Source organism: Arthrobacter sp. 05T444 (assembly GCF_056395905.1).
Genome location: NZ_JBFTKK010000001.1, coordinates 391,117 through 414,294, shown reverse-complemented (window position 1 = coordinate 414,294; position 23,178 = coordinate 391,117). Strand labels below are relative to the sequence as shown.

The window sequence follows — 23,178 nt, the reverse complement described above, 5'->3', positions numbered from 1 at the left end:
TGGTCAAACCGTCTCATTATTCGAGCAGCGCCGCGACGGGGGGATTAAAGGCGAACGCTCCCCCGCCCTTCCGGTGAAGGGTGAGGGAGCGTCCGGCAGGGGGCTACGCTTCGGCGGGCTCTTCGTACTTGGGGAAGACCGGTGCCGGCGCGGGCAGTTCGGTGCCGGCGACAATCGGCGTCGGGATGGCAGCGAACTGCCGGGCGTCGCCCTCCGGCTGCCCCAACGTGCCCAGAAGGGCCGCCGACGCCCCCGGCATGACCGGCTGCGCCAGGATCGCGACGATGCGAAGCACCTCAAGGGTCACGTACAGCACAGTCCGCATGCGTTCGACGTCGGACTTCCGCAGGACCCAGGGGGCCTGCTCGGCGAAGTACGCGTTGGTGTCGCCCAGCACACCCCAGATCGCTTCAAGGGCACGGCTGAATTCCTGCTTGTCGAAGGCGGCGCGCGCCTGCTCAAGCAGGCCGTTCGCCTGGGCCAGGATGGCCTGGTCCTCGGCGGTGAAGGCTCCGGGGACCGGCACCCGGCCTTCGCAGTTCTTCGCCACCATGGACAGCGACCGCTGCGCCAGGTTTCCGAAGTTGTTGGCGAGGTCCGAGTTCATCCGCCCCACGATCGCCTCGTGGTTGTAGCTGCCATCTGCGCCGAAAGGCACTTCACGGAGGAAGAAGAACCGGACCTGGTCCAGGCCGTACTGGGCTACGAAGTCGGCCGGGGCCACCACGTTGCCCAGCGACTTCGACATCTTCACTCCATTGTTGTGCAGGAAGCCGTGGATCATCACGCGCCGCGGCAGTTCCAGGCCGGCACTCATCAGAAAAGCAGGCCAGTAGATGGCGTGGAAGCGCGAGATGTCCTTGCCGATCACGTGGACGTCGGCAGGCCAGAATTTCCTGAAGGACGCCGATTCCACATCCGGGTATCCGGCGCCGGTCAGGTAGTTCGTCAGGGCGTCCACCCATACGTACATGACGTGCTTGTCGTTGCCGGGTACCGGAACGCCCCAGTCAAAGGTGGTGCGGCTGATGGACAGGTCTTCGAGGCCGCGCTTGACGAAGCTGATGACCTCGTTGAAACGGGACTGCGGGGCGCCGAACTCCGGCTGCGCCTCGTAGAGCGCCAGCAGCTTGTCCTGGTAGTTGGAGAGGCGGAAGAAGTAGCTCTCCTCGGCCGTCCAAGTGACAGGGGTGTCGGTCTCCTTGGTGTACCGGTCGCCGTCCTCCTTCACCACGGTGTCGTCTTCCACGTAGTAGGCCTCGTCGCGGACGGAGTACCAGCCTTCGTACTTGGAGAGGTAGATGTCGCCGTTGGCTTCCATCTTCTTCCAGATGGCCTGCGAAGCGGTGTAGTGGTCGGTGTCCGTGGTGCGGATGAAGCGGTCGTAGGAGATCCCCAGGGCAGCGTGCGCCGCCTTGTAGATTTCCGCGTTCCGGTCCACGAGCTCCTTCGGCGTGACACCTTCCTTCTCCGCGGCCTGGGCGATTTTCAGACCGTGCTCGTCAGTGCCCGTCAGGAACATCACGTCGTAGCCATCGAGCCGCTTAAAACGGGCCATTGCATCGGTGGCAATGTACTCATACGCGTGGCCGATGTGCGGCACACCGTTGGGGTAGGTGATGGCCGTGGTGATGTAGAACGGGCGCTTGTCTGGGGAAGTCACGGGCGGAACGTTACCTTTAGTGCGGAGGGATGAATCTAGATCAGTTCGGTCAGCGTATCGCTCAGCCGGACCAGTTCGTGGTCATGTGAAGCAACGAGGACGGCAATCCCGTCGGACGTCGTGTCCTTAAGGATGCTGATGATGCGGTTGGCGGACGCGCGGTCCAGGCTGGCTGTGGGCTCATCCACTACCAGGACGCGTGTTCCCAGAATCAGGGCCCGGGCAATGGCGACGCGCTGGCGCTCACCGCCGGAGAGCTGGGCTGGGCGGTGCCTCATCCGGCGGCCAAGTCCCACAAGATCCAAGAGGTCCTTGGCCATGTCGCGGCGCTTATCCACTTCACCGTCCGGGACTGCGGGCAGCAGGACATTTTCAAGGGCACTCATGCCGTCGATCAGCGCCCCGCCCTGGTCGACGTAGCCGATCAGGGCACGCCGGCGGTCAGCGATCTCGTCATCGCCCATGCTTTCGAGCGACTGCCCCTCCCACAGCACCCGGCCCGACGTCGGCAGGGTGAGTCCCGCGCCCACGGTCAGGATGCTGGTCTTGCCGGAGCCGCTTCGGCCGGCGACACAGTGCATCTCACCTGCGTGGAGCGTCAGGTCGAAGCCCTCCACCACGCTGACGGCGTCGGCTCCGCCTTTTCCGCCGCCGTAGCGGATGGTGATATTGCTCAGCTCGAGCGGGGTACCGTGATCGGCGGCCTTGACGAGGGTGTTGGCGCGCGTCTGGAGCGAGCCCTCGCCGTCGTCGTTCCCGCGCGCCCGGCGAAGGTTAAGGTCGTTGGTCATTGGACTACTTTCGTTGCAATCGGAATCCAGCAAAGTACGGCCACGAGCCCGGCCACGGCGGCCCAGAGCGCGGCATAGGGGGCCAGGAGCAGCCCCACGCCCAGGGCGCCCAGCACGCCCAATGGCACAGCCACCGCGCCCACCAGGGCATTTTCGAAGAAACGGACCTGGCCCAGCATGTCGGGGTTCCAGCCCATGGCCTCAAGGGTGCCCAGGTACTGGCGCTTGGCCTGCAGTTCAAAGCGGCCGGTGACGAGCGTCAGCAGGAGTCCCACCGCAACTCCGGAGAGGCCCAGGACGATGCTTGGCAGGGCGACGCTGGCAGCAGCCAGGCCGCTCAGTGCGCTGGCGCCGGCGGCACGCGGGATGTCGATCAGCAGGGCGATCAGGCCGCCCACTGCTGCACCGAACACTCCGACGGCCACGGCAAGCGAGATGGCATTGAAGCGGTTGGTGCTCAGCTGCCGGTTTGCGAACGTCAGGGGCGAGTCGACGGCGATGAGCCGCTCGTCGTGCTGGGGTTCCTGGTCGATCTCCTCGCGGTGGCGGAGCTGCTGGGCTGCAAAGAAGGCCGCGGCCGCATACAGGAACAGCACCGACGCCGAGACAATCACCGTGGCGAGGTTCCAGCTCAGCAGGCTCAGGACGATACCCGCGACGGCCAGAAGCCCGGCGCCGACGGCAAATTCCTCCAGCACCCACGAGCGGATCCGCCGCTGGGTCCAGCCCATGGCGCGCAGGGTGCCGGCCTCGCGGCGGCGCTGCCGGACGTAGCTGACGGTGGAGGCGCCTGTCAGCAGCGCAGCGCCGCAGAGGGTGAGGAAGAGAAGCGTGAGGTTGGTGGCGGTCAGCGAGCCGGACACGGCGTCGGCAGCATCCTGCCTGACCCATGATTGCTGGACGGTGCCCAGCGCAGATTCCTTGCCGGCGTCGTCCTTGGAGTAGCCGGGGACGAAGATGTTGGCGTCCTCGCGCGCAGAGCCGGCCACGATGGTGGCCTCAAGGCCCATGTCCCGGATCTCGTTGGCGAGCTTTTCAACCTCCGGCTGGGCCTGCTTCCAGCTTCCAGGCGCGCTGGCCCGGACGCGCACGGCGTCGATGACCGAGGTGTTCTTCTCGAACCCGCGTGCGGCCGCGAGACCGTAGAAGTCCGTGATGGCGCCGGCCGACTGGCTGACCAGCCCGGTGGCACTGAGTGACGGCTTGAGCGTGGTGTCCTGGACATCCTTGCCCTGGGCGTCCTTGGTCAGCGTCAGCGGAGTGGGGTCGTAGCCGCCCAGCGGAAGCCTGTTCACATCCCCAGCCGCTTCTTTGACGGCGGCGGGGTCGAACGTCCCGTAGACCATGGCCAGGGGTGCGGCGAGCTTCTTCCCCGTTTCGAGGTTGTCCCGGTAGGAGCGCTCATCGACCGGATTGCGCTGGGTCTGGTCCACAGGTTCCCCGGCCGCTGTCTTCTCCGGAAGACGGTTGACGGTGACCCACTCGCCCGGCGTTGCGGTCTTGTCGACAGCACCGTTGCCCGCGGTGGAGCCATCCGTGTACTTGGGAGCTGACGCGAAGTTCGTGCTCCAGGCGGCAGGGGTGTAGAGGCCGCGGCTGAAGTTCGACGAGTTCCCCAGCAGCTTGGAGTAATCGGTGGATCCCGGCCAGGCGAGGGCAAAGGGCGATTTGGAGACGAACGGAAGGTAATCCTTGTCCAGGGACCGGTCCACCGTCCCGACCTCCTTGACCACGTTCCCGGAGTCATCGATTTCCTCGATCTTCACCGAGTATTTCAGGTCAACGGACGTGCCCGAGCGGACAATCAGGGGTATGGCCTGGGAATCCTCGGTCAGCTGGCCGTTCAGTTTGGCCTGCTGGTACTGGGTCATCAGCGGCGCCCAGTACTTGAGCTTCACGCCCAGGAAATCGGGCCCCTCCTCGAGTTCCTTCATGCCGATGCCGGTGGTGAAGAGGCTTTCGAAGTGGCGTCCGATCGCGCCCGCGTTGCGGGCGTCGGCCGGCGGTGCCTTCTCCAGCGGGGCAAGGAAGTCGCCGGCGGTTCCCAGCAGTGCGCGCTCCGAAACGGGGTCGACGGCGACCACAGACTCGGTGACCTCCGGCGCCATGGGCAGGGCTACGGAGAGGTTGAAGAGGTTGTGCTCGGATCCGCCCGCGGGTGCCGGGAACTTGATGCCCGTCTCACCCTCGGGTCCGGCAATGCGGATGCTTTTGCCGCCGGCGGCCTGTTCTTCGACGAGTCGGGCCTTGCCGAGGGTTCCTTCCGCGGTGGACTTGAAGAGAGTCTGCTCGGAAGCGCCGTCGGAACTGGTGGCGCTGGCCGTCAGGCGGTACTTCTTGGGAGTATCGCTGAGGACCGACTGTGCGGCCGGCCACTTGCTGGGATCTGTGCCGCCCGGCTGGCTTGCCGTAGCCGTGCCCACCAGCCCGGCGTTGAAGCCGAGGTAGTCCATGGCCTCAAGCCGCGGGGCTTCCAGGTTCTGGGTGACGCGGGAGACCAGGCTGATGGGGGCTGCGACCGAGGTGCCCGAGAGGTCCCTGATGCCCTGCAGCTGGCCGAAGCTGATGCCGCCCTGGCCGTTGGCGATCTCCGGCTGCATCAGTGCACCCCCGGAACCCGCCTTGGCCTGGACCAGGATGTCATAGAGCCCGCGCGAGTTTTCGTCCACGGTCCGGTTCAGCGCTGCCTGCGACTGGTTCTGGACGAGGACGGACAGGCACATGGCGGCGATCAAAATGGCAGCGGTCAGCAGCAGCACTTTGCTTCTGATGAACCTCTGGACGGCGTTCATTGGGCTCCCTGAAACCTGGATTGCGTGCGCACGACTCGATCACCTTTGGAGGTGGAGGTTTCCCTTGCGGGCGTGCAAAAAGTATTGGCCGGTCTGCCGGCAAGATCCTTAATTCGGACGTAGCCATTGTACGCAGACCGGCCAATCATATTTAGCCGGGGTGTCCTCCCTGCCGCGCAGAGTTCACCCCGGGGCGGGATCCCTAGTCCTCGAGATCCACTTCGCGCACCATTTCCGCACCGATGCCGGCCTTGATGGCATCCAGCACCTGCTGCGGGACGGAGCTGTCGATGGTGAGCAGCGCCAGCACCTGGCCGCCCTCTGCCTGGCGTGCCACCTGCATGCCGCCGATGTTGATGTTGTTCATACCCAGGATGTGGCCGATCGTACCGATGACGCCGGGCCTGTCAGCGTAGGACACCACCACGAGGTGTTCGCTGATGGGGATTTCGACGTCGTAGCCGTTGACGCCAACGAGCTTCTGCACCTGCTTCGGGCCGGTCAGGGTGCCGGCAACGGAGATCTGGCTGCCGTCGCTCAAGGCTCCGCGCAGGGTCAGGACGTTGCGGTAGTCCTCGGCATCGGGAGTCGTGATGAGGCGGGTGTTGATGCCGCGCTGTTCAGCGATGACGGGCGCGTTGACGTAGGACACCTGCTCGGTGACAACGTCAGCGAAGATGCCCTTGAGGGCAGCGAGCTCCAGGACCTTGACGTCGAGGGAGGCGATCTCACCGGCAACCTCAACGTCGATCTGGGTCAGGGAGGCGTGGGTAAGGGCTGTGAAAATGCGGCCCAGCTTCTCGATCAGTGGGATGCCCGGGCGGACGTCGGGGGCGATCACGCCGCCGGCAACGTTGACCGCATCCGGCACGAGCTCACCGGCGAGGGCGAGTCGTACTGACCTGGCCACGGAAACGCCGGCCTTCTCCTGGGCTTCGTCCGTGGAGGCACCCAGGTGCGGGGTGACCACAACATTGTCCAGCTTGAAGAAGGGCAGGTCTGTGCTGGGCTCCTGGACGAAGACGTCCACTGCCGCGCCGGCGATCTGGCCGTCCTGCAGTGCCGCGTAGAGGGCTTCCTCGTCAACGAGTCCGCCACGGGCCACGTTGATGACGTAGGCCGTGCGCTTCATCTTGGTGAAGGCGTCAGCGCCGAGCATGCCGACCGTTTCGGGGGTCTTGGGCATGTGGATCGTCACGAAGTCCGACTGGGCAAGCAGCTCATCCAGGGTGACAAGCTTCACGCCGAGCTGGGCAGCGCGGGCGGAGGTGATGTACGGATCGTACGCGAGGATTTCCGTGTCGAAGCCCTGGAGCCGTGCGGCCACCAGGGCGCCGATCCGGCCCAGGCCAATGATGCCGATCTTCTTCTCGAAGAGTTCGATGCCCGTGTACTTGGAGCGCTTCCACTCACCGTCCTTGAGGGCGGCGCTGGCCTGCGGAATGTGGCGCGCCAGGCTCAGGATGTGGCCGACCGTGAGTTCGGCGGCGGAGACGATGTTGGACGTCGGGGCGTTGACCACCATGACGCCGGCCTGCGTGGCCGCCTTGATGTCAACGTTGTCCAGCCCGACGCCGGCGCGGGCGATGACCTTCAGGTTCTTCGCCGCTGCGATGGCTTCGGCGTCCACCTTCGTGGCGGACCGCACCAGGATGGCGTCGACGTCCGCAATGGCAGAGAGCAGCTGGGAGCGGTCGGCGCCGTCGGTCTGGCGGATTTCAAAGTCCGGGCCAAGGGCCTCGATTGTGGCGGGCGAAAGTTCTTCGGCGAGCAGTACTACGGGTTTTGACACGGCTGATCCTCTGCGTTGCAGTCCGGGGGATGAATTAAGTCTAGGCTGACGGAAAGGCCGGGCTCACATTGTTAAGTGTGAACCCGGCCTCACTGTCGCGTTCTGAAGGGCTCCTAAGCGAAAGCCTCAGCCCTAGCGGGCTGCAGAGCCTTCGACGTAGTCCTCGTCCTGCTGCTGCCAGGAGAACAGGGAGCGAAGTTCGCGGCCCACACCCTCGATCGGGTGCTGCTCTGCCTTTGCACGCAGTTCCTTGAATTCGGCGCCGCCATTGTCCTGGTCGTCAATGAAGCGCTTGGCGAAGGCACCGTTCTGGATGTCGGCGAGAACAGCCTTCATGTTTTCCTTCACCTCGGGGGTGATGACGCGCGGGCCGGAGACGTAGTCGCCGTACTCTGCGGTGTCGGAGACGCTCCAACGCTGCTTGGCAATGCCGCCTTCCCACATGAGGTCAACGATGAGCTTCAGCTCGTGAAGCACCTCGAAGTAGGCGATCTGCGGCTGGTAGCCGGCCTCGGTCAGGGTCTCGAAGCCGTACTGGACCAGCTGGGACACGCCGCCGCACAGGACGGACTGCTCGCCGAAGAGGTCCGTTTCGGTCTCTTCGGTGAAGGTGGTCTTGATGACACCGGCGCGGGTGCCGCCAATGGCCTTGGCGTAGGACTTGGCCAGCTCCCAGGCGGAACCGGTGGCGTCCTGCTCCACGGCGATGATGTCCGGGATGCCACGGCCGGCTTCGAACTCGCGGCGCACCGTGTGGCCGGGAGCCTTCGGGGCGATCAGGATGACGTCGACGCCCTCCGGAGCCTCGATGTAGCCGAAGCGGATGTTGAAGCCGTGTGCGAAAGCCAGGGCCTTGCCCGCGGTCAGCTTGTCCTTGATGGAGTCGTTGTAGATCGAGCGCTGGTGCTGGTCCGGTGCCAGGATCATGATGACGTCGGCCCATTCGGCGGCGTCGGCAACATTCTTGACCGTGAAGCCTGCTTCCTCGGCCTTGGCGATCGACTTCGAGCCTTCCTTGAGCGCGATGACAACCTCGACGCCGGAATCGCGCAGGTTCAGCGCGTGGGCGTGGCCCTGAGAGCCATAGCCGACAATGGCAACCTTGCGACCCTGGATGATCGACAGGTCGGCGTCGTCGTCGTAGAACATTTCAGTCACTGGGGTGTCTCCTTTGAGTGGATTCTTTATAGATGGTGGTCTGTGGTGCGGTAATGCCTAGGCATGCGCTGCAGGAAGGCTGTGCCTTAAGCGCTGCGCAACGCCCTGTCACTCATGGAGCGGGATCCCCGTCCAACGGCCAAGGTGCCGGACTGCACGATTTCGCGGATACCGAAGGGCTCGAGCACTGAAAGGAGTGCCGTGAGTTTTTCTGGGTGGCCGGTTGCTTCAATGACCACGGAGTCTGTGGAGACGTCGACCACTGAAGCACGGAACAGGTCTGCAGCCTGGGTCACCTGCAGGCGTGTTGCGGCATCTGCACGTACCTTGACCAGGATGTGGTCACGCTGTACGGAAGATTCTGAGGTGAGTTCAACAATCTTGATCACGTTGACCAGCTTGTTCAACTGCTTGGTGACCTGTTCGATCAGGTCACCGTCGGCGTCGACGACAACGGTCATCCGGGACATGCCCGGGACTTCCGTCGGGCCGACGGCCAGGGAATTGATGTTGAAGGCCCGGCGCGCGAAGAGGCTCGCGACGCGGGTCAGCACACCGGGCTTGTCTTCGACCAGAACAGACAGTGTGTGGCGGGGCATGTTCAGTCCTCCTCTTCCCATTCCGGGGTCATGTTGCGGGCAACCTGGATCTGGTCATTGCTGACGCCGGCGGGCACCATCGGCCACACCATGGAGTTAGGACTGACAACGAAATCAATAACCACGGGGCGGTCGTTGATTGCCAGGGCCTTCTGGATCGTGGCGTCGATGTCCTCGTCGCGTTCGCAGCGGAAGGACGCACAGCCGTAGGCCTCGCCCAGCTTGACGAAGTCCGGGATCCGGACGGTGTCGTGGCCAGTGTTGAGGTCCGTGTTGGAGTAGCGGCCCTCATAGAAAAGCGTCTGCCACTGCCGGACCATGCCCAGCGAGGAGTTGTTGATCACGGCGACCTTGATGGGGATCTTGTTGATGGCGCAGGTGGCCAGTTCCTGGTTGGTCATCTGGAAGCAGCCGTCGCCGTCGATGGCCCAGACCACACGGTCCGGCTCCCCCACCTTGGCGCCCATGGCTGCGGGAACCGCGTAGCCCATGGTGCCGGCGCCGCCCGAGTTCAGCCAGGCGTGCGGGCGCTCGTACTTGATGAACTGCGCGGCCCACATCTGGTGCTGGCCCACGCCCGCAACGTAGATTCCCTCAGGGCCCGTCAGCGCGCCGATGCGTTCGATGACGCGCTGCGGGGCGCTGAGACCGTCCTCGGGCTCGGTCCACCCCAGCGGGTACGTGTCCTTCAGGTTGTTAAGGAACGTCCACCAGTTCGCGAGGTCCGGCGTGCCCGCGGTCCCGAACAGGGTCCGCACCGCTTCGGTGAGCTCCGGGATGATCTCCTTGACGGAGCCCACAATCGGGACGTCGGCCGTGCGGTTCTTGGAAATCTCGGCGGGATCGATGTCTGCGTGGATCACCTTGGCGTTGGGCGCGAACGACTTCAGGATGCCGGTAACCCGGTCATCGAAACGGGCGCCGAGGGTGATCAGGAGGTCCGACTGCTGCAGGGCCGTCACGGCGGACACAGTTCCGTGCATGCCGGGCATGCCGACATGCTGCGGGTGCGAGTCCGGGAAGGCGCCGCGTGCCATGAGCGTGGTGACCACGGGGGCACCGGTCAGCTCCGCCAGCTCCATCAGTTCGGCCGAGGCGTGGGCCTTGACCACGCCGCCGCCGACGTACAGCACAGGCTTGCTGGCTGCCGCGATCAGTTTGGCCGCCTCGCGGACCTGCTTGTTGTGCCCGCGGACCACGGGACGGTAGCCCGGGAGATCGATTTTCGGCGGCCAGGAGAATGTCATCTGGCCCTGCTGGGCGTCCTTGGCAACGTCTACAAGGACGGGTCCCGGCCGGCCCGTCGAGGCGAGGTGGAAGGCCTCAGCCATGACATGGGGGATGTCGTTGGGGTCCGTGACCAGGAACGAATGCTTGGTGATCGGCATGGTGATGCCGACAATGTCCGCCTCCTGGAAGGCATCGGTCCCGATGACTCCGCTGGACACCTGGCCGGTGATGGCCACGAGCGGGACGGAGTCCATGTGGGCATCCATGATGGCGGTTACGAGGTTGGTGGCACCGGGGCCCGAGGTGGCGATGCAGACGCCCACCCGCCCGGTGACCATGGCATAGCCTTGCGCGGCGTGGCCGGCTCCCTGTTCGTGACGGACCAGAACGTGGTTCATTTTGGAGGCCATCAGAGGGTCATAGGTGGGCAGGATCGCGCCACCGGGTAAACCGAAAATATCGTCGACGCCGAGTTCTTCGAGCGAGCGGACAATAGCTTGCGAGCCGGTCATCACCGTTGGGGGTACAACGTTGTTCGGCCCGAGGACAGGAGAGGCGGTTGCAGCAGTGTCGACGCCGACGGCGGTTTCAGCCGTCCGGTCGGCGCGTTCCGGAGCCTTGGGGGCTCCAGCGGACTTAGTAGCCATCAGCGAGGGGCTGATCGGCGATCCTTTGCTCATCGGACTCTTCCTTAGTGAATCTTGAATTGGGGCGGTGCTACATGAAAGCTGAAACTGCTGTCACGCTGGAAAATAAAAAAACCCCTCAGCCTGGCGGCTCTTCGAGGGGTTGCGCGTGACAGTTCGTTACCAGTCGGGCTATGGAGCCACGCGCTTGGTAAGTACGACGACGGCGCCGACGGTAACGAATGCGATCATGCGTTCAGTTTTCCCTCTGGTGGGATGCGTGTCAACGAAGCTGACCGCCGTCTCACCATTTGGACTTCATTGTCCATCAACCGAACATCCCGGTCCGGTCACTTCTCGCTCCTACCCCCGGCGAACGGCGCGAACGCCGATCGCCAGGGACCTAACGGAGCTTCTTATTAAGCCCTGCCGCCCTAACGGCGACGGGCTCAACTTTGTGTCACCCGCAGTATGCTCCGGTGGAGGCGCTGTGCACCAGCTTGGCGTACTTGGCCAGGACGCCCTTGGTGAACTTGGCCGGAAGCGGTTCCCAGCCGATCTTGCGGGACTCGAGTTCGGCGTCGTCGACCAGAAGATCGAAGCTCCGGGCAGCGATGTCCACACGGATACGGTCACCGTCCTTGACGAAGGCGATCGGACCGCCGTCGACCGCTTCAGGGGCAACGTGGCCGATGCACAGGCCCGTGGTGCCGCCGGAGAAGCGGCCGTCGGTCAGGAGCAGGACGTCCTTGCCGAGGCCCGCACCCTTGATGGCTCCGGTGATGGCGAGCATTTCGCGCATGCCGGGGCCGCCCTTCGGTCCTTCGTAGCGGATCACCACGACGTCGCCCGCCTTGATCAGGCCCTTGTCCAGCGCGTCAAGAGCACCCTGCTCGCGCTCGAATACCCGCGCGGTGCCTTCGAAGACGTCGGCGTCGAAGCCGGCGCTCTTCACCACGGCACCCTCAGGTGCCATGGAACCGTGCAGGATGGTGATTCCACCGGTCTTGTGGATCGGGTTGTCCAGCGCACGGAGGATCTTGCCGTCCAGGTCCGGCGGGTTGATGGACGCAAGGTTCTCCGCCAGGGTCTTGCCGGTGACGGTGAGGCAGTCGCCGTGCAGCAGCCCGGCGTCGAGCAGTGCGCGCATGATGACCGGCACGCCGCCGATCTTGTCGACGTCGGTCATGACGTAGCGGCCGAACGGCTTCAGGTCACCCAGGTGCGGGATCTTGTCGCCGATGCGGTTGAAGTCATCCAGGGTCAGCTCGACCTCGGCTTCGCGGGCGATGGCCAGCAGGTGCAGCACGGCGTTGGTGGAGCCGCCGAAGGCCATGGTCACGGCGATGGCGTTCTCGAACGCCTTCTTGGTCATGATGTCCCGGGCGGTAATGCCCAGGCGCAGCAGGTTCACCACTGCCTCGCCGGACTTGCGGGCAAACTCATCGCGGCGGCGGTCCGCCGAGGGCGGCGCCGCGGAACCCGGCAGGGACATGCCCAGGGCCTCGCCGATGCAGGCCATGGTGTTGGCCGTGTACATGCCGCCGCAGGCGCCTTCGCCCGGGCAGATGGCCTTTTCGATGCGGGTCAGGTCTTCCATGCTCATCTTGCCGGCAGCGCAGGCGCCAACGGCCTCAAAGGCGTCGATGAGGGTGACTTCCTTTTCGGAGCCGTCCTCGAGCTTGACCCAGCCCGGCATGATGGAGCCGGCGTACAGGAAGACGCTGGCCAGGTCCAGGCGCGCGGCCGCCATGAGCATGCCGGGAAGGGACTTGTCACAGCCGGCCAGCAGAACAGAGCCGTCGATCCGCTCGGCCTGCATCACCGTTTCCACGGAGTCAGCAATGACCTCGCGGGAGACCAGGGAGAAGTGCATGCCCTCGTGGCCCATGGAAATGCCGTCGGAAACGGAGATCGTGCCGAACTGCATCGGGAAGCCGCCGCCGGCGTGGACGCCCTCCTTGGCGCCCTGGGCCAGCCTGTTCAAGGAAAGGTTGCAGGGAGTGATCTCGTTCCACGAACTCGCGACACCGATCTGCGGCTTGGCGAAGTCGTCATCGCCCATCCCCACGGCCCGGAACATGCCGCGTGCCGGAGCCGCGTGAATGCCATCGGTGACGACCCGGCTCCGGGGCTTGATGTCAGGCTTGTTGTCGGTTGCGATCTGGGTGTCCTCACTCATGGGTCAAAGTCTATGACTCCGGCAACCGCGCCAACGACCTGGAATGGCCGGTTAAGCGGGATTTCCGGAATATTTCGATCAGATAGTGGACTCGCGTCTCAAATAATGGACTTCGCGGGCTCCGGGCGAGGGGCGCGTGGCGGCGGTCACACCTTTTCGAGGCCATCCGCGAGGGCCTTGGCTTCCGCCTTGAGCATGCCGAGGACACTCTGGATAGTGGTCCTTGCTGCCACCTCGGGCCGGGCAAGGGCCACGATGCTGCGGCGCGCCATCACTCCGGTCAGGGGACGGAGAACGAATCCCCTGCCTTGATTTCCCAGCGAGGTATAGCGCGGGAGCAGCGATAGCCCATGACCCGAGCTCACGAGCGCCTCCAGGACCCGAAGATCGGCAAAGAGCTGGGCGCGTACTGCCGTGGTGCCCGCCTGTGCCTCGATCTGCTGCAGGACGGTATCAAACGGGAACCCCTCCGGAACCCCCATCCAGGGAAACCCCACCACGTCCTGCGCCGTCAGACTGGGCTTAGAAGCCAGCACGTGCCCGGACGGAATGGCCACATCCAACGGTTCGTTCAGTAACGGCACCACCACCAGGCCCCGCCGCGCAAACACCTCCGGCCCGTCCACGCTGTGGGCAAGAACGATGTCATAGTCCGCCGCCAGGCCAGCGAATCCCGCCACGCCGGGATCCTCCAAGTGGGCTTCAAAGCGGAGTCCGTCGATTTCCTTCACTCGGTGCAGGAGCCCCGGCAGGAGCATCTCCGCTGCGCTGGGGAAGAAGGCGGCCTTGACCTGCGTCTGCCAGCCCCGGCGGTACGTGTCCACCGTTGCCTCCGCCCTGGCCATCGCGACGGCGACCTCTGCCGCCGCCCGCGCCATCGCGGCGCCGGCTTCGGTGAGCCTCACGCCACGGCCCGACTTCTCCATCAGCACCACTCCGAGCTCGTCCTGAAGCGTCTTGAGCTGCTGCGAAACGGCTGAGGGCGTGACGCCCAGCGCCTCGGCGGTGGCACCCACCGAGCCGCGGTCCGCCAGTTCCCTGAGTATCCGGAGACGCTTGAAGTCCATGAAGCGAGGCTACGTCACGCCCCGCGGACTCCTGAACGCTGCTTATCGGTCTGCGCACAGCACAGCCAGGCATTGACAAACCTAGACAGCCGTATTGACAGCGACGTACCGTCAAGCAACGGCAACCTCGCCTCGTGGACAGAAGGGCTTTGCTATGGAGTGGCTTATCTGGGTCATCGTCATCGTATTGATCATTGCCATCGTGTGGTGGCTGCTGAACCGCAACTCGGGCAAGACTGCAGGAGGCCGGGATGCGGCCGGGACCGACCAGGTAACGTCCTCCAATTCAAGGGCCAGCGCTTCCATGGCGGGCGCTTCCGGCAGCAGCGCTTCAGCCGCGGCTCCCGCTGCGGCCGCGGCTCCTGCTCCGGCCGGGGCGACTGGTTTCGCCAACACAGCAGGCGCCGGAGAAGCCGCCCGCACCGAAGCGCCCTCCCCAGCCGGCGCACCACCCGTCCGGCCTGACTCTTCCCCCGCAGCCCAGGCCGACCCGGAGGACGTGGAACCCGACATTGAGTCCTGGGACGCCGCCGCTTCACGCCCGCCGGCCGCCGCTTCACGCCCGCCGGCCGGCGCTCACGTGCCCTCCGGCGGCGACGTCGATGACTGGGACGATGACGAAGACAAAGCCGAATGGGACACCCAGTGGTCCGAAGCCGGATCAGCCGCGGCAACGCCCCAGCGCGCCGCGGAGTCCGCATCATCGGCTCCGGGCACCCCCGCGCATCACCCTGAGTACACCGAACAGCACGCCGCCACCCTGCCCGGAGCGGAGTCGGCCGCCGCCGAGGCCCTGGATGCCGAGGCAGAAACCCAGCAGAGAATCCAGTCGTCAGCCGCCACGGAGGCCGCAGCGAGCCACGGTGCCGAACCCGTGGGCCACGAAACCATGAGCCCCCGGGCTGCTGGCGCGGGGGCCATGGCCAACGAACCGCACCAGACCGAGGCTGCTGAGGCCCCTGACACGTCGGCCGCGGCTGCAGCGCCCACCTATGAGGGTGCCGCGGGCGCACCCGGTCAACCCTATGGCGAGGGTTCGGCCGCACCTTCAGCGGACGGAAGCGGTCCCGAGGGCTTCACAGTGAAGGCCGATACCGGATCGATGACCTATTACGACGAGGACAGCTCCGGTTACAACGAGGCGAGCGCGGAGGTGTGGTTCCTCTCGCCTGCCCATGCCGAGGCTGCCGGTTTCCGCGCTCCGCGCCGGACCCGGCGCTGAAAGCCGGCAACTAAGAGTGGTGGGCTGATCCCCCGTCCGGGACAGGCGGCAAAGTCATGATCACAGGCGGGGCGCGCATGGCATTGGCCAGCACCGCAGTCGCATCTTGCCTGCAGCCGGTCACAGGTATCGCTGCCACTGTGGCCTTGGCGCTCATGCTTGCCGGCTGCACCGGGAACGGCGGCAGCGCCCCGGACGGCAGCGGCGGCACGTCAACCGGCCCCTCTACGGGCACGGCCGCCGGTACCGTGCCGGGTCCGGGAGGTAGCACGGCCGCCAGTCCCGGGAAAAACGGCGCAACAGGCTCGGGCGAGCCGCAGGTCAGCGCCAAAATAGATGGCCTGCAGCTGCCGTGGTCAACGGTATTCCTGCCGGACGGAACAGCAGTCATCTCGGAGCGGGATTCCGCCCTCCTCAAAGCCGTCAGAGATGGCAGAATCACCACCGTCGGCCAGGTTCCGGGAGTGGTCCCCGGCGGCGAAGGCGGGCTCCTGGGGCTGGCCCTGTCCCCGGACTATGCCGCCGACCGCTTCATCTACCTGTACTTCACCGCGGCCGAAGACAACAGGATCGCCCGCCTTCGGATCGAACCGGAAGGGGCCGGTACGGGCAGCGGCCTGAGGCTGGGCGCTCCGGACGTCATTTTCTCCGGCATCCCCAAGGCGTCCACCCACAACGGTGGCCGGATCCGCTTCGGCCCCGACGGCTTCCTCTACGTGGGTACGGGCGACTCACAGCGCCGCGAACAACCCCAGGACCGGAATGCCCTGGGCGGGAAGATCCTCAGGCTGACCAGGGACGGCGAGCCGGCACCGGGCAATCCGTTCCCCGGCAACCCCGTTTACAGTCTCGGTCACCGGAATGTTCAGGGCCTGGCATGGGACGCTGAAGGGCGTCTCTGGGCCAGCGAGTTCGGTCCGGATGTCAATGACGAACTGAATTTGATCCAGGCAGGCGGAAACTACGGATGGCCCGTGGTCACCGGGGCACCCCATCGCCAGGAGTTCATCGACGCAAAAGTCGTGTGGCCCTCCACCGCCGAGTCTTCGCCCAGCGGACTGGAGATCGCTGGTACTACAGCCTATTTGGGAGCACTCCGCGGGCAGCGGATCTGGTCGGTGCCGCTCAATGGTGAAAATGCCGGCAAGCCTGTGGGCTATTTCACACAGCAGTATGGCCGCATACGGAACGTCTCGCTCGCTCCGAACGGGGACCTGTGGGCGCTCAGCAACAACGAAAACCCTGATTTCGCGCTGATTTTGAGCCTGCCGGGCTAAGCTCCGGCACCTTCATCCGCGCTGATTTCACACTGGCGAAAAGTTCGTGTAGAGTTTCATGTCGTTGCGGAGAACAACGCGGGAAGCAAAGCCCACGATTGAACGAAACAGCAGCTGCACCTCTAGCTCAATTGGCAGAGCAATTGACTCTTAATCAATGGGTTCCGGGTTCAAGTCCCGGGGGGTGCACAGATGAGAAACCCCGTCTTCACAGGCCGCGCGCCGTGAAGGCGGGGTTTCGTTTTGCCCGAAAAGCGTACCGACGGTGCGTCGCTCCGGCTCCAGCCCTAACAGCAGTTCATAACCGGGTACCAATGAGACCGCGCACCGCCGTCCCTGCTTACAATCGATCGACGATCACCTACAGAGGGAAACATGAAGAAACTCATCACTGCCGCGCTCGCCGCCGGGCTCCTCCTCTCCGCTTCAGCCTGCAGCGCACCGAAATTGTCCACTGCGGAAACCTGCGACCGGGTCAAGACCGTTGTGTCGAACCCCGCGGCCAGCACAGGCAAGACCGGAATGATCCGCCTCGCCAACCAGATCCGGCCGATCGAGGCCGTGTCCTCTGATGACCTGCAGCCGGCTCTTCAGGCGATCCTGGACTACGCGGACGAATCCGTTAAGGAGAACCCGGACGCTGAAAAGCTGAACGGGCTAAAGACCGAATATGAGAAGGCCGGAAGCACCTACAGCAAGTTCTGCAGCCAGTAGCAGTATCGGCAACTTCCAGCCGTACCCAACGGAGGGGCCGGATCGTGAACCGCACCCGGAAAGTTGGACTTGAAACGTAGAGTCCAGGCTTCGGTGGTGCGGTTCACCGCATTCGTAGGCGAGCCCAGGCTCGCCGACTACATGGTGACTCAGGCCCGGCGGATCCGGGACAGGCGCGTGTCACGCTCGCGGCCCGGGGTCGGGTTCGAATATCTTCTTGGTATGAGTGAGGAACGTCCCGGGGAGCTGACCGGGCAGATATCAATCAATGAGCTGCTCATCGCCATGGGCGAAGAGCCCGTCATGAGCATGATTGATCTCACCGTTCCGGACGACGCCTCATCCCTGACAGACGATCAGCCCACACTGCCCGGACTCTGATTCAGAGGCTCTTTCAGTCGAAGGAGCTGGCCTCAACCTTGAGACCTGAGTCGACACTTGCCACGATGGCGGTGGTTGCCGGCGAGGCGAAACGGGTGGCCAGCTCCCGGACAACGGCCTGGAGTTCCTGGCGGAGGACGTCCGGATCGATGGACGCTGCGGCAAGCACTGACCGTTCCATGTCCGCCGCGGCAGTCACGGCTTCGGTCCCGCGGTCCGTGAGGGAGACAACGTGGCTCCGGCGGTCAGAGGTGCTGCGTTGGCGCACAATGTGACCGTGTGACTCCAGCCGGCTGAGCGTCTTGCCCATGGTCTGGGCCTGAACACGGACCAGCTGCGCCAGTTGCGCCTGAGTCATGGGTCCGTTGTTGTAGAGCACCTCAATAGCAATGACGCCGGCGTGGGTCAGGCCAATGGCCCCCAGTTTTTCGTTCCAGGAGTGTTCAACGAGACGTGCCGCCGTGGACAAGAGGCGCCCAGTGGGCCAGCGATCCATATCAGGCATACCAACAAGTATAGCCAAGTGTGGATTCGTCCCGGCGCAGCAGGCTTACTAAGCTGAAATGTCCCGCATGCAAACAAGGAGAATACTGTGGCTGAACGACTCAACCCCGGCGACGTCGCACCGGACTTCACACTGAAGGATTCCGAAGGAGCGGACGTCAGCCTGAGCGATTACCGCGGCCGAAACACCATCGTCTACTTCTATCCCGCTGCTGCCACCCCCGGATGCACCAAGCAGGCCTGCGACTTCCGTGACAGCCTGGCCTCCCTTCAGGCCTCCGGTTATGAGGTTCTGGGGATATCCCCCGACCCATCCAGCAAGCTGGCCGCGTTCGCTGAAAGCGAAGGCCTGACCTTTCCCTTGCTGTCCGACAACAGCCACGCCGTTGCCGAGGCCTACGCAGCGTGGGGAGAAAAGAAGAACTACGGGCGGACCTACGAGGGCCTCATCCGCTCGACCGTCGTGGTGGATCCGGACGGCAAGGTGGCACTCGCCCAGTACAACGTCCGGGCCACCGGCCACGTCGCCAAGCTGCGCCGGGACCTGAAGGTGGCGACAGACAGCTGACGGGACACGCTGCCGGCTGTAAAGCTGACTGAAGGTCCGGCCTGCTGACGGTACAATGGAGGCTGGCAATCGCCGTCGTACGTTTTCTGTTGCACAGAATGCGGAAGGCGGAGCCGCGCGCGAGTGGTGAAATTGGCAGACACGCAGGATTTAGGTTCCTGTGCCTTCGGGCGTGGGGGTTCAAGTCCCCCCTTGCGCACAAAACTGGAACACGAAATTCCAGAAGCTAAACATCACAGGAATCCCGGACCGGGCGGTCCGGGATTCCGGCGTTTAAAGGGCACTTTGGCCGACGCATCCGCGGCGCCAGCGGGCCGCCCCAAAAAGATTTTCCAGGTTTACCCATCCACCGCCCGGCACCGGCCGAATACCCAGTGAGACACCAACCAAGGGTCGGTGCCCACAGTCGGAATAGGGCCAGGTGCGGGGTGAAAAGCCTTCCCCGCGGGCAATGATCGGCACAACCAAGGAGAATCGAAATGCAGTCATTCAAGCGCACAACTTTCACCGTCGCAGGTGTTGCAGCTGCGGCCCTGCTTAGCCTCACCGCCTGTGGCGGTTCGGCGACGACGGCCCCAAGCTCTTCTTCAGCGGCGGCAGAACCGTCCGCCTCCAGCATGGCGCCCTCCCCTTCGGAGAGCTCCTCGGCAGCAATGGACCCGGCAGCCAACCTGGTGGGTCCCGGCTGCTCCGCCTACGCTGCGAAGGTTCCCAGCGGTGCAGGCTCCGTTTCGGGCATGGCCCTTGACCCGGTTGCAGTCGCTGCCTCAAATAACCCGCTCCTGAAGACGCTCACCGCCGCTGTTTCCGGCAAGCTGAACCCGAAGGTGAACCTGGTGGACACCCTCAACGGCAGCGAGTTCACTGTCTTCGCGCCGGTGGACGACGCCTTCGCAAAGATCGATGCCGCCACCATCGAGACGCTCAAGAAAGACGATGCCCTGCTGAGCAAGATCCTCACCTACCACGTGGTTGCCGGCCAGATCACCCCGGACAAGATCGTCGGCACGCACAAGACGGTCCAGGGCGGATCAGTAACCGTCACCGGAAGCAAGGATGCGCTCAAGGTTGATGGTGCCAACGTGATCTGCGGTGGTGTCCAGACGGCGAACGCCACTGTTTACCTGGTGGACTCGGTGCTGATGCCCAAGTAGCCGCCCAAGTCTCACGACGGTGGAGACTGGGACTCCGCCGGGACGGGGAAGCCGTGGCCCGCACCTGGAGGTGCGGGCCACGGTTTTTGCGCGTCCGGGGCGCTCCGCCCGTCAATTAGACTGGGAGGCGGGGCCAGCAGACCGCAGCCGCCCACGTGCAGCCAAGCAGCCCAGAGGTGATCATCGAGTGCCCAGCAGTATGACGCGACGCACGGCCATTAAGGCCGGTGCCGTTCTCCTGGGCTTGACGCTCACCTCCTGCACCGGTGAAGCCGCCCCGCCGCCGTCCTCCTCGGCCGCCACCCCCACACCGTCGGTGAGCAACCCCACCGCGACGTTCAAGTTCGGCACTGCCTCACAGCCCCTGGGCCTTGACCCCGCCCTTGCCAACGACGTCGAATCACAGCGCGTCACCCGGCAGGTCCTTGAAGGGCTCGTGGGCGTCAACCAGACCACGGGCGAGCCGACGCCGCTGCTCGCCACCGAATGGACGGCATCCGCGGACGGCCGCTCCTATACGTTCAAGCTCCGCCCCGGCGTAAAGTTCCATGACGGCTCGCCGTTCAACGCCGAAGCGGTCTGCACCAACTTCGAGCGCTGGTTCAAGTTCCCCGAAGCACTCCGGAGGCAGGCAGCGGGCAGCACCTTCAAGGGCGTCTTCAAGGAACATTCGGATCAAGCAAGCCTGTCCGTCTTCAAGGCCTGCAAGGCACTGTCACCGCTGGTGGTCAGGATCGACCTCACGGAGCGGTTCACCGGTTTCCTCCAGGCGTTGACGCTGCCCGCCTTCGCCATCTCCTCCCCCAGGGCCCTCGCCTCGGGGCGGGCCGACGTCCTCAGCCAGAAGCGCGGCAGCCAGGCGGTATCGGCCTACGCCACCCATCCGGTGGGCACGGGACCATACCGTTTCTCCGCCTGGGACAGCACGAGTGTCACGCTCGTGAGCAACAGGCACTACTGGGGTGACCGCGGGCAGATCGCCACCATTCATTTCATCACCTACGACCATCCGCAGACGCGGCTCCAGGCACTGCTCGACGGCAAGATCGACGGCTACGATGCCGTGACGGTTGGAAACTTCGACCAGCTCGTCAAGCGCGGAAAGCAAATCATCCAGCGTGACCCCTTCTCGGTGATGTACCTCGGCATGAACCAGGAAGTGGCCGTGCTGCAGGATCTCAAAGTCCGGCAGGCCATTGAACTGGCAATCGACAAGGACACCCTCATCCGGAGGTTCTTCATCGACAACACGGCGCAGGCTTCCCAGTTCGTCCCGCCGAAGCTCAGCGGCTTCAACAACAACGCGCCGGCCCTCGGCCATGACCCGGCCAAGGCCAAAGAGCTGCTGGCCGAGGCAGGTTATAAGGGCCAGCCGCTCAAGTTCTATTACCCCATGAACGTCACCCGGCCCTACCTCCCCACTCCGGAGAAGATCTATGCCGAGATCAGCCGGCAGCTCACGGAAGTGGGCCTCAACATCCGGCCGGTTCCCGTTGACTGGACTGACGGATACCTTCAGAAGGTCCAGTCCCCGGGAGACCACGCCCTCCACCTGCTCGGCTGGAACGGCTCCTACTCCGATGCGGACAACTTCCTGGGCCCGCTTTTCGGCGAGAAGAACGGCGAGTTCGGATACCAGGACCCGCAGGTCTTCTCCAAGATCAACCGCGCCCGCGGCCTGCCTGACGGCAAGGAGCGGACGGAGCAGTACCAGACGATCAACGCCCAGATCGCCGAGACCGTGCCTGCAGTCCCGATCGCGTTCCCCATTTCGGCGCTGGCCCTTTCCGACCGCGTCATCAGCTACCCCGCGTCGCCGGTATTAAATGAAGTTTTCACCAAGGTCCAACTGAGGCCTTGACGGACGGGGCCAATTTCAGTTAGTGGGCGGTGCGGGATATTCTGTGACAGCCAGAGCCGCTGCTATCGGAGACTGATTGTGACCTTCATTTCCAAGACCCAACATGCCGACGTCGTCCTGATTGGCGGCGGCGTCATGAGCGCCACGCTGGGTGCCTTCATCAAGCAGCTAGAGCCCAACTGGACCATTTCCCTGTTCGAGCGCCTCGACGAAGCCGGCCTCGAAAGTTCGGGACCGTGGAACAACGCCGGCACCGGACATGCCGCCCTGTGTGAGCTTAATTACTCGCCCGCAGCCAAAGACGGCTCGGTCGACCCCTCCAAGGCGCTGCACATCAACGAGCAGTTCCAGCTGTCCCGCCAGTTCTGGTCCCACCTTGTGACGAACTCGCTGATCGGATCCCCCAAGGGGTTCATCAACACGGTCCCGCACATGAGCTTCGTGATCGGCGAGGACAACTCCAGCTTCCTCAAGGCCCGCTACGACGCGCTCAAGCAGCACCCGCTGTTCCGCAGCATGGAGTACTCCGAGGACTTCGCCCAGATCGGCAAATGGGCTCCGCTCATCGTCGAGGGCAGGGATCCCCAGCAGCGCATTGCGGCGACGCGCGCCGCGGAGGGCACCGACGTCGACTTCGGTGCGCTGACCCGGGAGCTGACCACCTACCTGGGCAACAACGGCGTTGAGATCAATTACGGCCACGATGTCTCCGACATCAAAAAAGCGGCCGACGGCGGCTGGGACCTTTCGCTCAAGCACCCCGCTTCCGGGGAGCGCGGCAACATCCATGCCAAGTTCGTGTTTGTCGGGGCGGGCGGCGGGGCGCTCCACCTGCTGCAGGCCTCCGGCATCCCGGAAAGCAAGGGCTACGGCGGGTTCCCCGTGTCCGGCCAGTTCTTCCGCTGCACTGACGAGTCCCTCGCCTCCCAGCACAACGCGAAGGTGTACGGCCAGGCATCCGTCGGAGCCCCGCCCATGTCCGTTCCGCACCTGGACACCCGCTACGTCGGCGGCAAACGCTCACTCCTGTTCGGCCCGTACGCCGGCTTCTCCACGAACTTCCTGAAGAACAGCACCTGGCTTGACCTCCCGCTGTCCATCCGCCCCGGCAACATCATCCCGATGCTCGCCGTGGCCAAGGACAACATGGACCTCACGGCCTACCTGGTGAAGGAAGTGGCCAAGCGCCATGGGGCCAAGGTTGAGGCCCTCCGCGAGTACTACCCCGAAGCCAAGGACGGCGACTGGGAACTTATCACCGCCGGCCAGCGTGTGCAGATCATCAAGAAGGATCCGAAGAAGGGCGGTGTCCTCCAGTTCGGCACCGAGGTGATTGCTGCCCGTGACGGTTCCATCGGCGCTCTGCTAGGCGCATCGCCGGGCGCCTCCACCGCCGTGCCGATCATGATTGAGCTCCTGCAGAAGTCCTTCCCCAAGAACTTCAAGGGTTGGCAGTCCAAGCTGAAGGAAATGATGCCGGGCTACGGCGTCAAGCTCAACGACAACCCGGAGCTGGCAGCGGAGCTCGAAAAGGCCACGGCCAAGGCCCTCCAGCTGGAAGCGACACCCGCAGTCAATCGCTAAGACCCTGGCCGGG

Annotated in this window: 18 protein-coding genes and 2 tRNA genes; 10 read left to right on the top strand and 10 right to left on the bottom strand. The window is 64.5% G+C overall.

The features are described from left to right. Positions 1–103 precede the first annotated feature (103 nt). The 9 genes from metG to AC1DD3_RS01835 all read right to left on the bottom strand — a co-directional run bounded on the left by metG (position 104) and on the right by AC1DD3_RS01835 (position 13,900). Complete coding sequence (gene metG / locus AC1DD3_RS01875; RefSeq protein WP_230116843.1) at positions 104–1,663, bottom strand: methionine--tRNA ligase; 1,560 nt, start codon at positions 1,661–1,663, stop codon at positions 104–106. Between the two features lie 35 nt (positions 1,664–1,698). Next, the gene (locus AC1DD3_RS01870; protein ID WP_230116844.1) at positions 1,699–2,454 is read right to left on the bottom strand and encodes an ABC transporter ATP-binding protein; all 756 of its coding nucleotides are present in this window, start codon (positions 2,452–2,454) and stop codon (positions 1,699–1,701) included. Continuing rightward, complete coding sequence (locus tag AC1DD3_RS01865) at positions 2,451–5,246, bottom strand: ABC transporter permease (RefSeq protein ID WP_476880836.1); 2,796 nt, start codon at positions 5,244–5,246, stop codon at positions 2,451–2,453. The genes AC1DD3_RS01870 and AC1DD3_RS01865 overlap by 4 nt, the downstream gene beginning before the upstream one ends. Positions 5,247–5,448: 202 nt before the next feature. Further along, complete coding sequence (gene serA / locus AC1DD3_RS01860) at positions 5,449–7,038, bottom strand: phosphoglycerate dehydrogenase (RefSeq protein ID WP_476880835.1); 1,590 nt, start codon at positions 7,036–7,038, stop codon at positions 5,449–5,451. Between the two features lie 132 nt (positions 7,039–7,170). Beyond that, positions 7,171–8,196: a ketol-acid reductoisomerase gene (gene ilvC / locus AC1DD3_RS01855; RefSeq protein WP_230116847.1), complete on the bottom strand. Its 1,026-nt coding sequence runs from the start codon at positions 8,194–8,196 to the stop codon at positions 7,171–7,173. An 86-nt stretch (positions 8,197–8,282) separates the two neighbouring features. Continuing rightward, positions 8,283–8,795, bottom strand: coding sequence for an acetolactate synthase small subunit (gene ilvN / locus AC1DD3_RS01850; RefSeq protein WP_230116848.1), 513 nt, complete (start codon positions 8,793–8,795; stop codon positions 8,283–8,285). Between the two features lie 2 nt (positions 8,796–8,797). Beyond that, the gene (locus tag AC1DD3_RS01845) at positions 8,798–10,705 is read right to left on the bottom strand and encodes an acetolactate synthase large subunit (protein ID WP_230116849.1); all 1,908 of its coding nucleotides are present in this window, start codon (positions 10,703–10,705) and stop codon (positions 8,798–8,800) included. A 406-nt stretch (positions 10,706–11,111) separates the two neighbouring features. After that, the gene (gene ilvD / locus AC1DD3_RS01840) at positions 11,112–12,833 is read right to left on the bottom strand and encodes a dihydroxy-acid dehydratase (protein ID WP_476880834.1); all 1,722 of its coding nucleotides are present in this window, start codon (positions 12,831–12,833) and stop codon (positions 11,112–11,114) included. 146 nt (positions 12,834–12,979) lie between these two features. Continuing rightward, positions 12,980–13,900, bottom strand: a complete 921-nt coding sequence (locus tag AC1DD3_RS01835) for a LysR family transcriptional regulator (RefSeq protein ID WP_476880833.1) — start codon at positions 13,898–13,900, stop codon at positions 12,980–12,982. A 154-nt stretch (positions 13,901–14,054) separates the two neighbouring features. Here AC1DD3_RS01835 and AC1DD3_RS01830 point away from each other — a divergent pair, with 154 nt between their 5' ends. The 5 genes from AC1DD3_RS01830 (at position 14,055) to AC1DD3_RS01810 (ending at position 17,494) form a co-directional block, all read left to right on the top strand. Then, positions 14,055–15,122: a sunset domain-containing protein gene (locus AC1DD3_RS01830; RefSeq protein ID WP_476880832.1), complete on the top strand. Its 1,068-nt coding sequence runs from the start codon at positions 14,055–14,057 to the stop codon at positions 15,120–15,122. A 77-nt stretch (positions 15,123–15,199) separates the two neighbouring features. Next, positions 15,200–16,399, top strand: a complete 1,200-nt coding sequence (locus AC1DD3_RS01825; protein ID WP_476880831.1) for a PQQ-dependent sugar dehydrogenase — start codon at positions 15,200–15,202, stop codon at positions 16,397–16,399. A gap of 116 nt (positions 16,400–16,515) precedes the next feature. Continuing rightward, positions 16,516–16,588, top strand: a tRNA-Lys gene (locus AC1DD3_RS01820). Between the two features lie 186 nt (positions 16,589–16,774). Next, positions 16,775–17,113, top strand: coding sequence for a hypothetical protein (locus AC1DD3_RS01815; protein WP_230116854.1), 339 nt, complete (start codon positions 16,775–16,777; stop codon positions 17,111–17,113). A gap of 222 nt (positions 17,114–17,335) precedes the next feature. After that, positions 17,336–17,494 (top strand): hypothetical protein, encoded by a 159-nt coding sequence (locus AC1DD3_RS01810; protein ID WP_476880830.1) that lies wholly within the window; start codon positions 17,336–17,338, stop codon positions 17,492–17,494. A gap of 13 nt (positions 17,495–17,507) precedes the next feature. Here AC1DD3_RS01810 and AC1DD3_RS01805 read toward each other — a convergent pair whose 3' ends face one another. Then, entirely contained in the window at positions 17,508–17,990 is a 483-nt protein-coding gene (locus AC1DD3_RS01805) for a MarR family winged helix-turn-helix transcriptional regulator (RefSeq protein WP_230117041.1), read from the bottom strand. 96 nt (positions 17,991–18,086) lie between these two features. On the opposite strand from AC1DD3_RS01805, the gene bcp reads away from it, so the two are divergent. The 5 genes from bcp to AC1DD3_RS01780 all read left to right on the top strand — a co-directional run bounded on the left by bcp (position 18,087) and on the right by AC1DD3_RS01780 (position 23,165). Next, positions 18,087–18,566, top strand: coding sequence for a thioredoxin-dependent thiol peroxidase (bcp, locus tag AC1DD3_RS01800; RefSeq protein WP_230116856.1), 480 nt, complete (start codon positions 18,087–18,089; stop codon positions 18,564–18,566). A 117-nt stretch (positions 18,567–18,683) separates the two neighbouring features. After that, positions 18,684–18,765 (top strand) — tRNA-Leu (locus AC1DD3_RS01795). Positions 18,766–19,045: 280 nt separating this feature from the next. Further along, positions 19,046–19,720: a fasciclin domain-containing protein gene (locus AC1DD3_RS01790; RefSeq protein WP_476880829.1), complete on the top strand. Its 675-nt coding sequence runs from the start codon at positions 19,046–19,048 to the stop codon at positions 19,718–19,720. A 199-nt stretch (positions 19,721–19,919) separates the two neighbouring features. Beyond that, complete coding sequence (locus AC1DD3_RS01785) at positions 19,920–21,581, top strand: ABC transporter substrate-binding protein (protein WP_476880828.1); 1,662 nt, start codon at positions 19,920–19,922, stop codon at positions 21,579–21,581. Between the two features lie 78 nt (positions 21,582–21,659). Next, a complete protein-coding gene (locus AC1DD3_RS01780) occupies positions 21,660–23,165 on the top strand; it encodes a malate:quinone oxidoreductase (protein WP_476880827.1) in 1,506 nt (501 codons plus the stop codon). Positions 23,166–23,178: the final 13 nt, after the last annotated feature.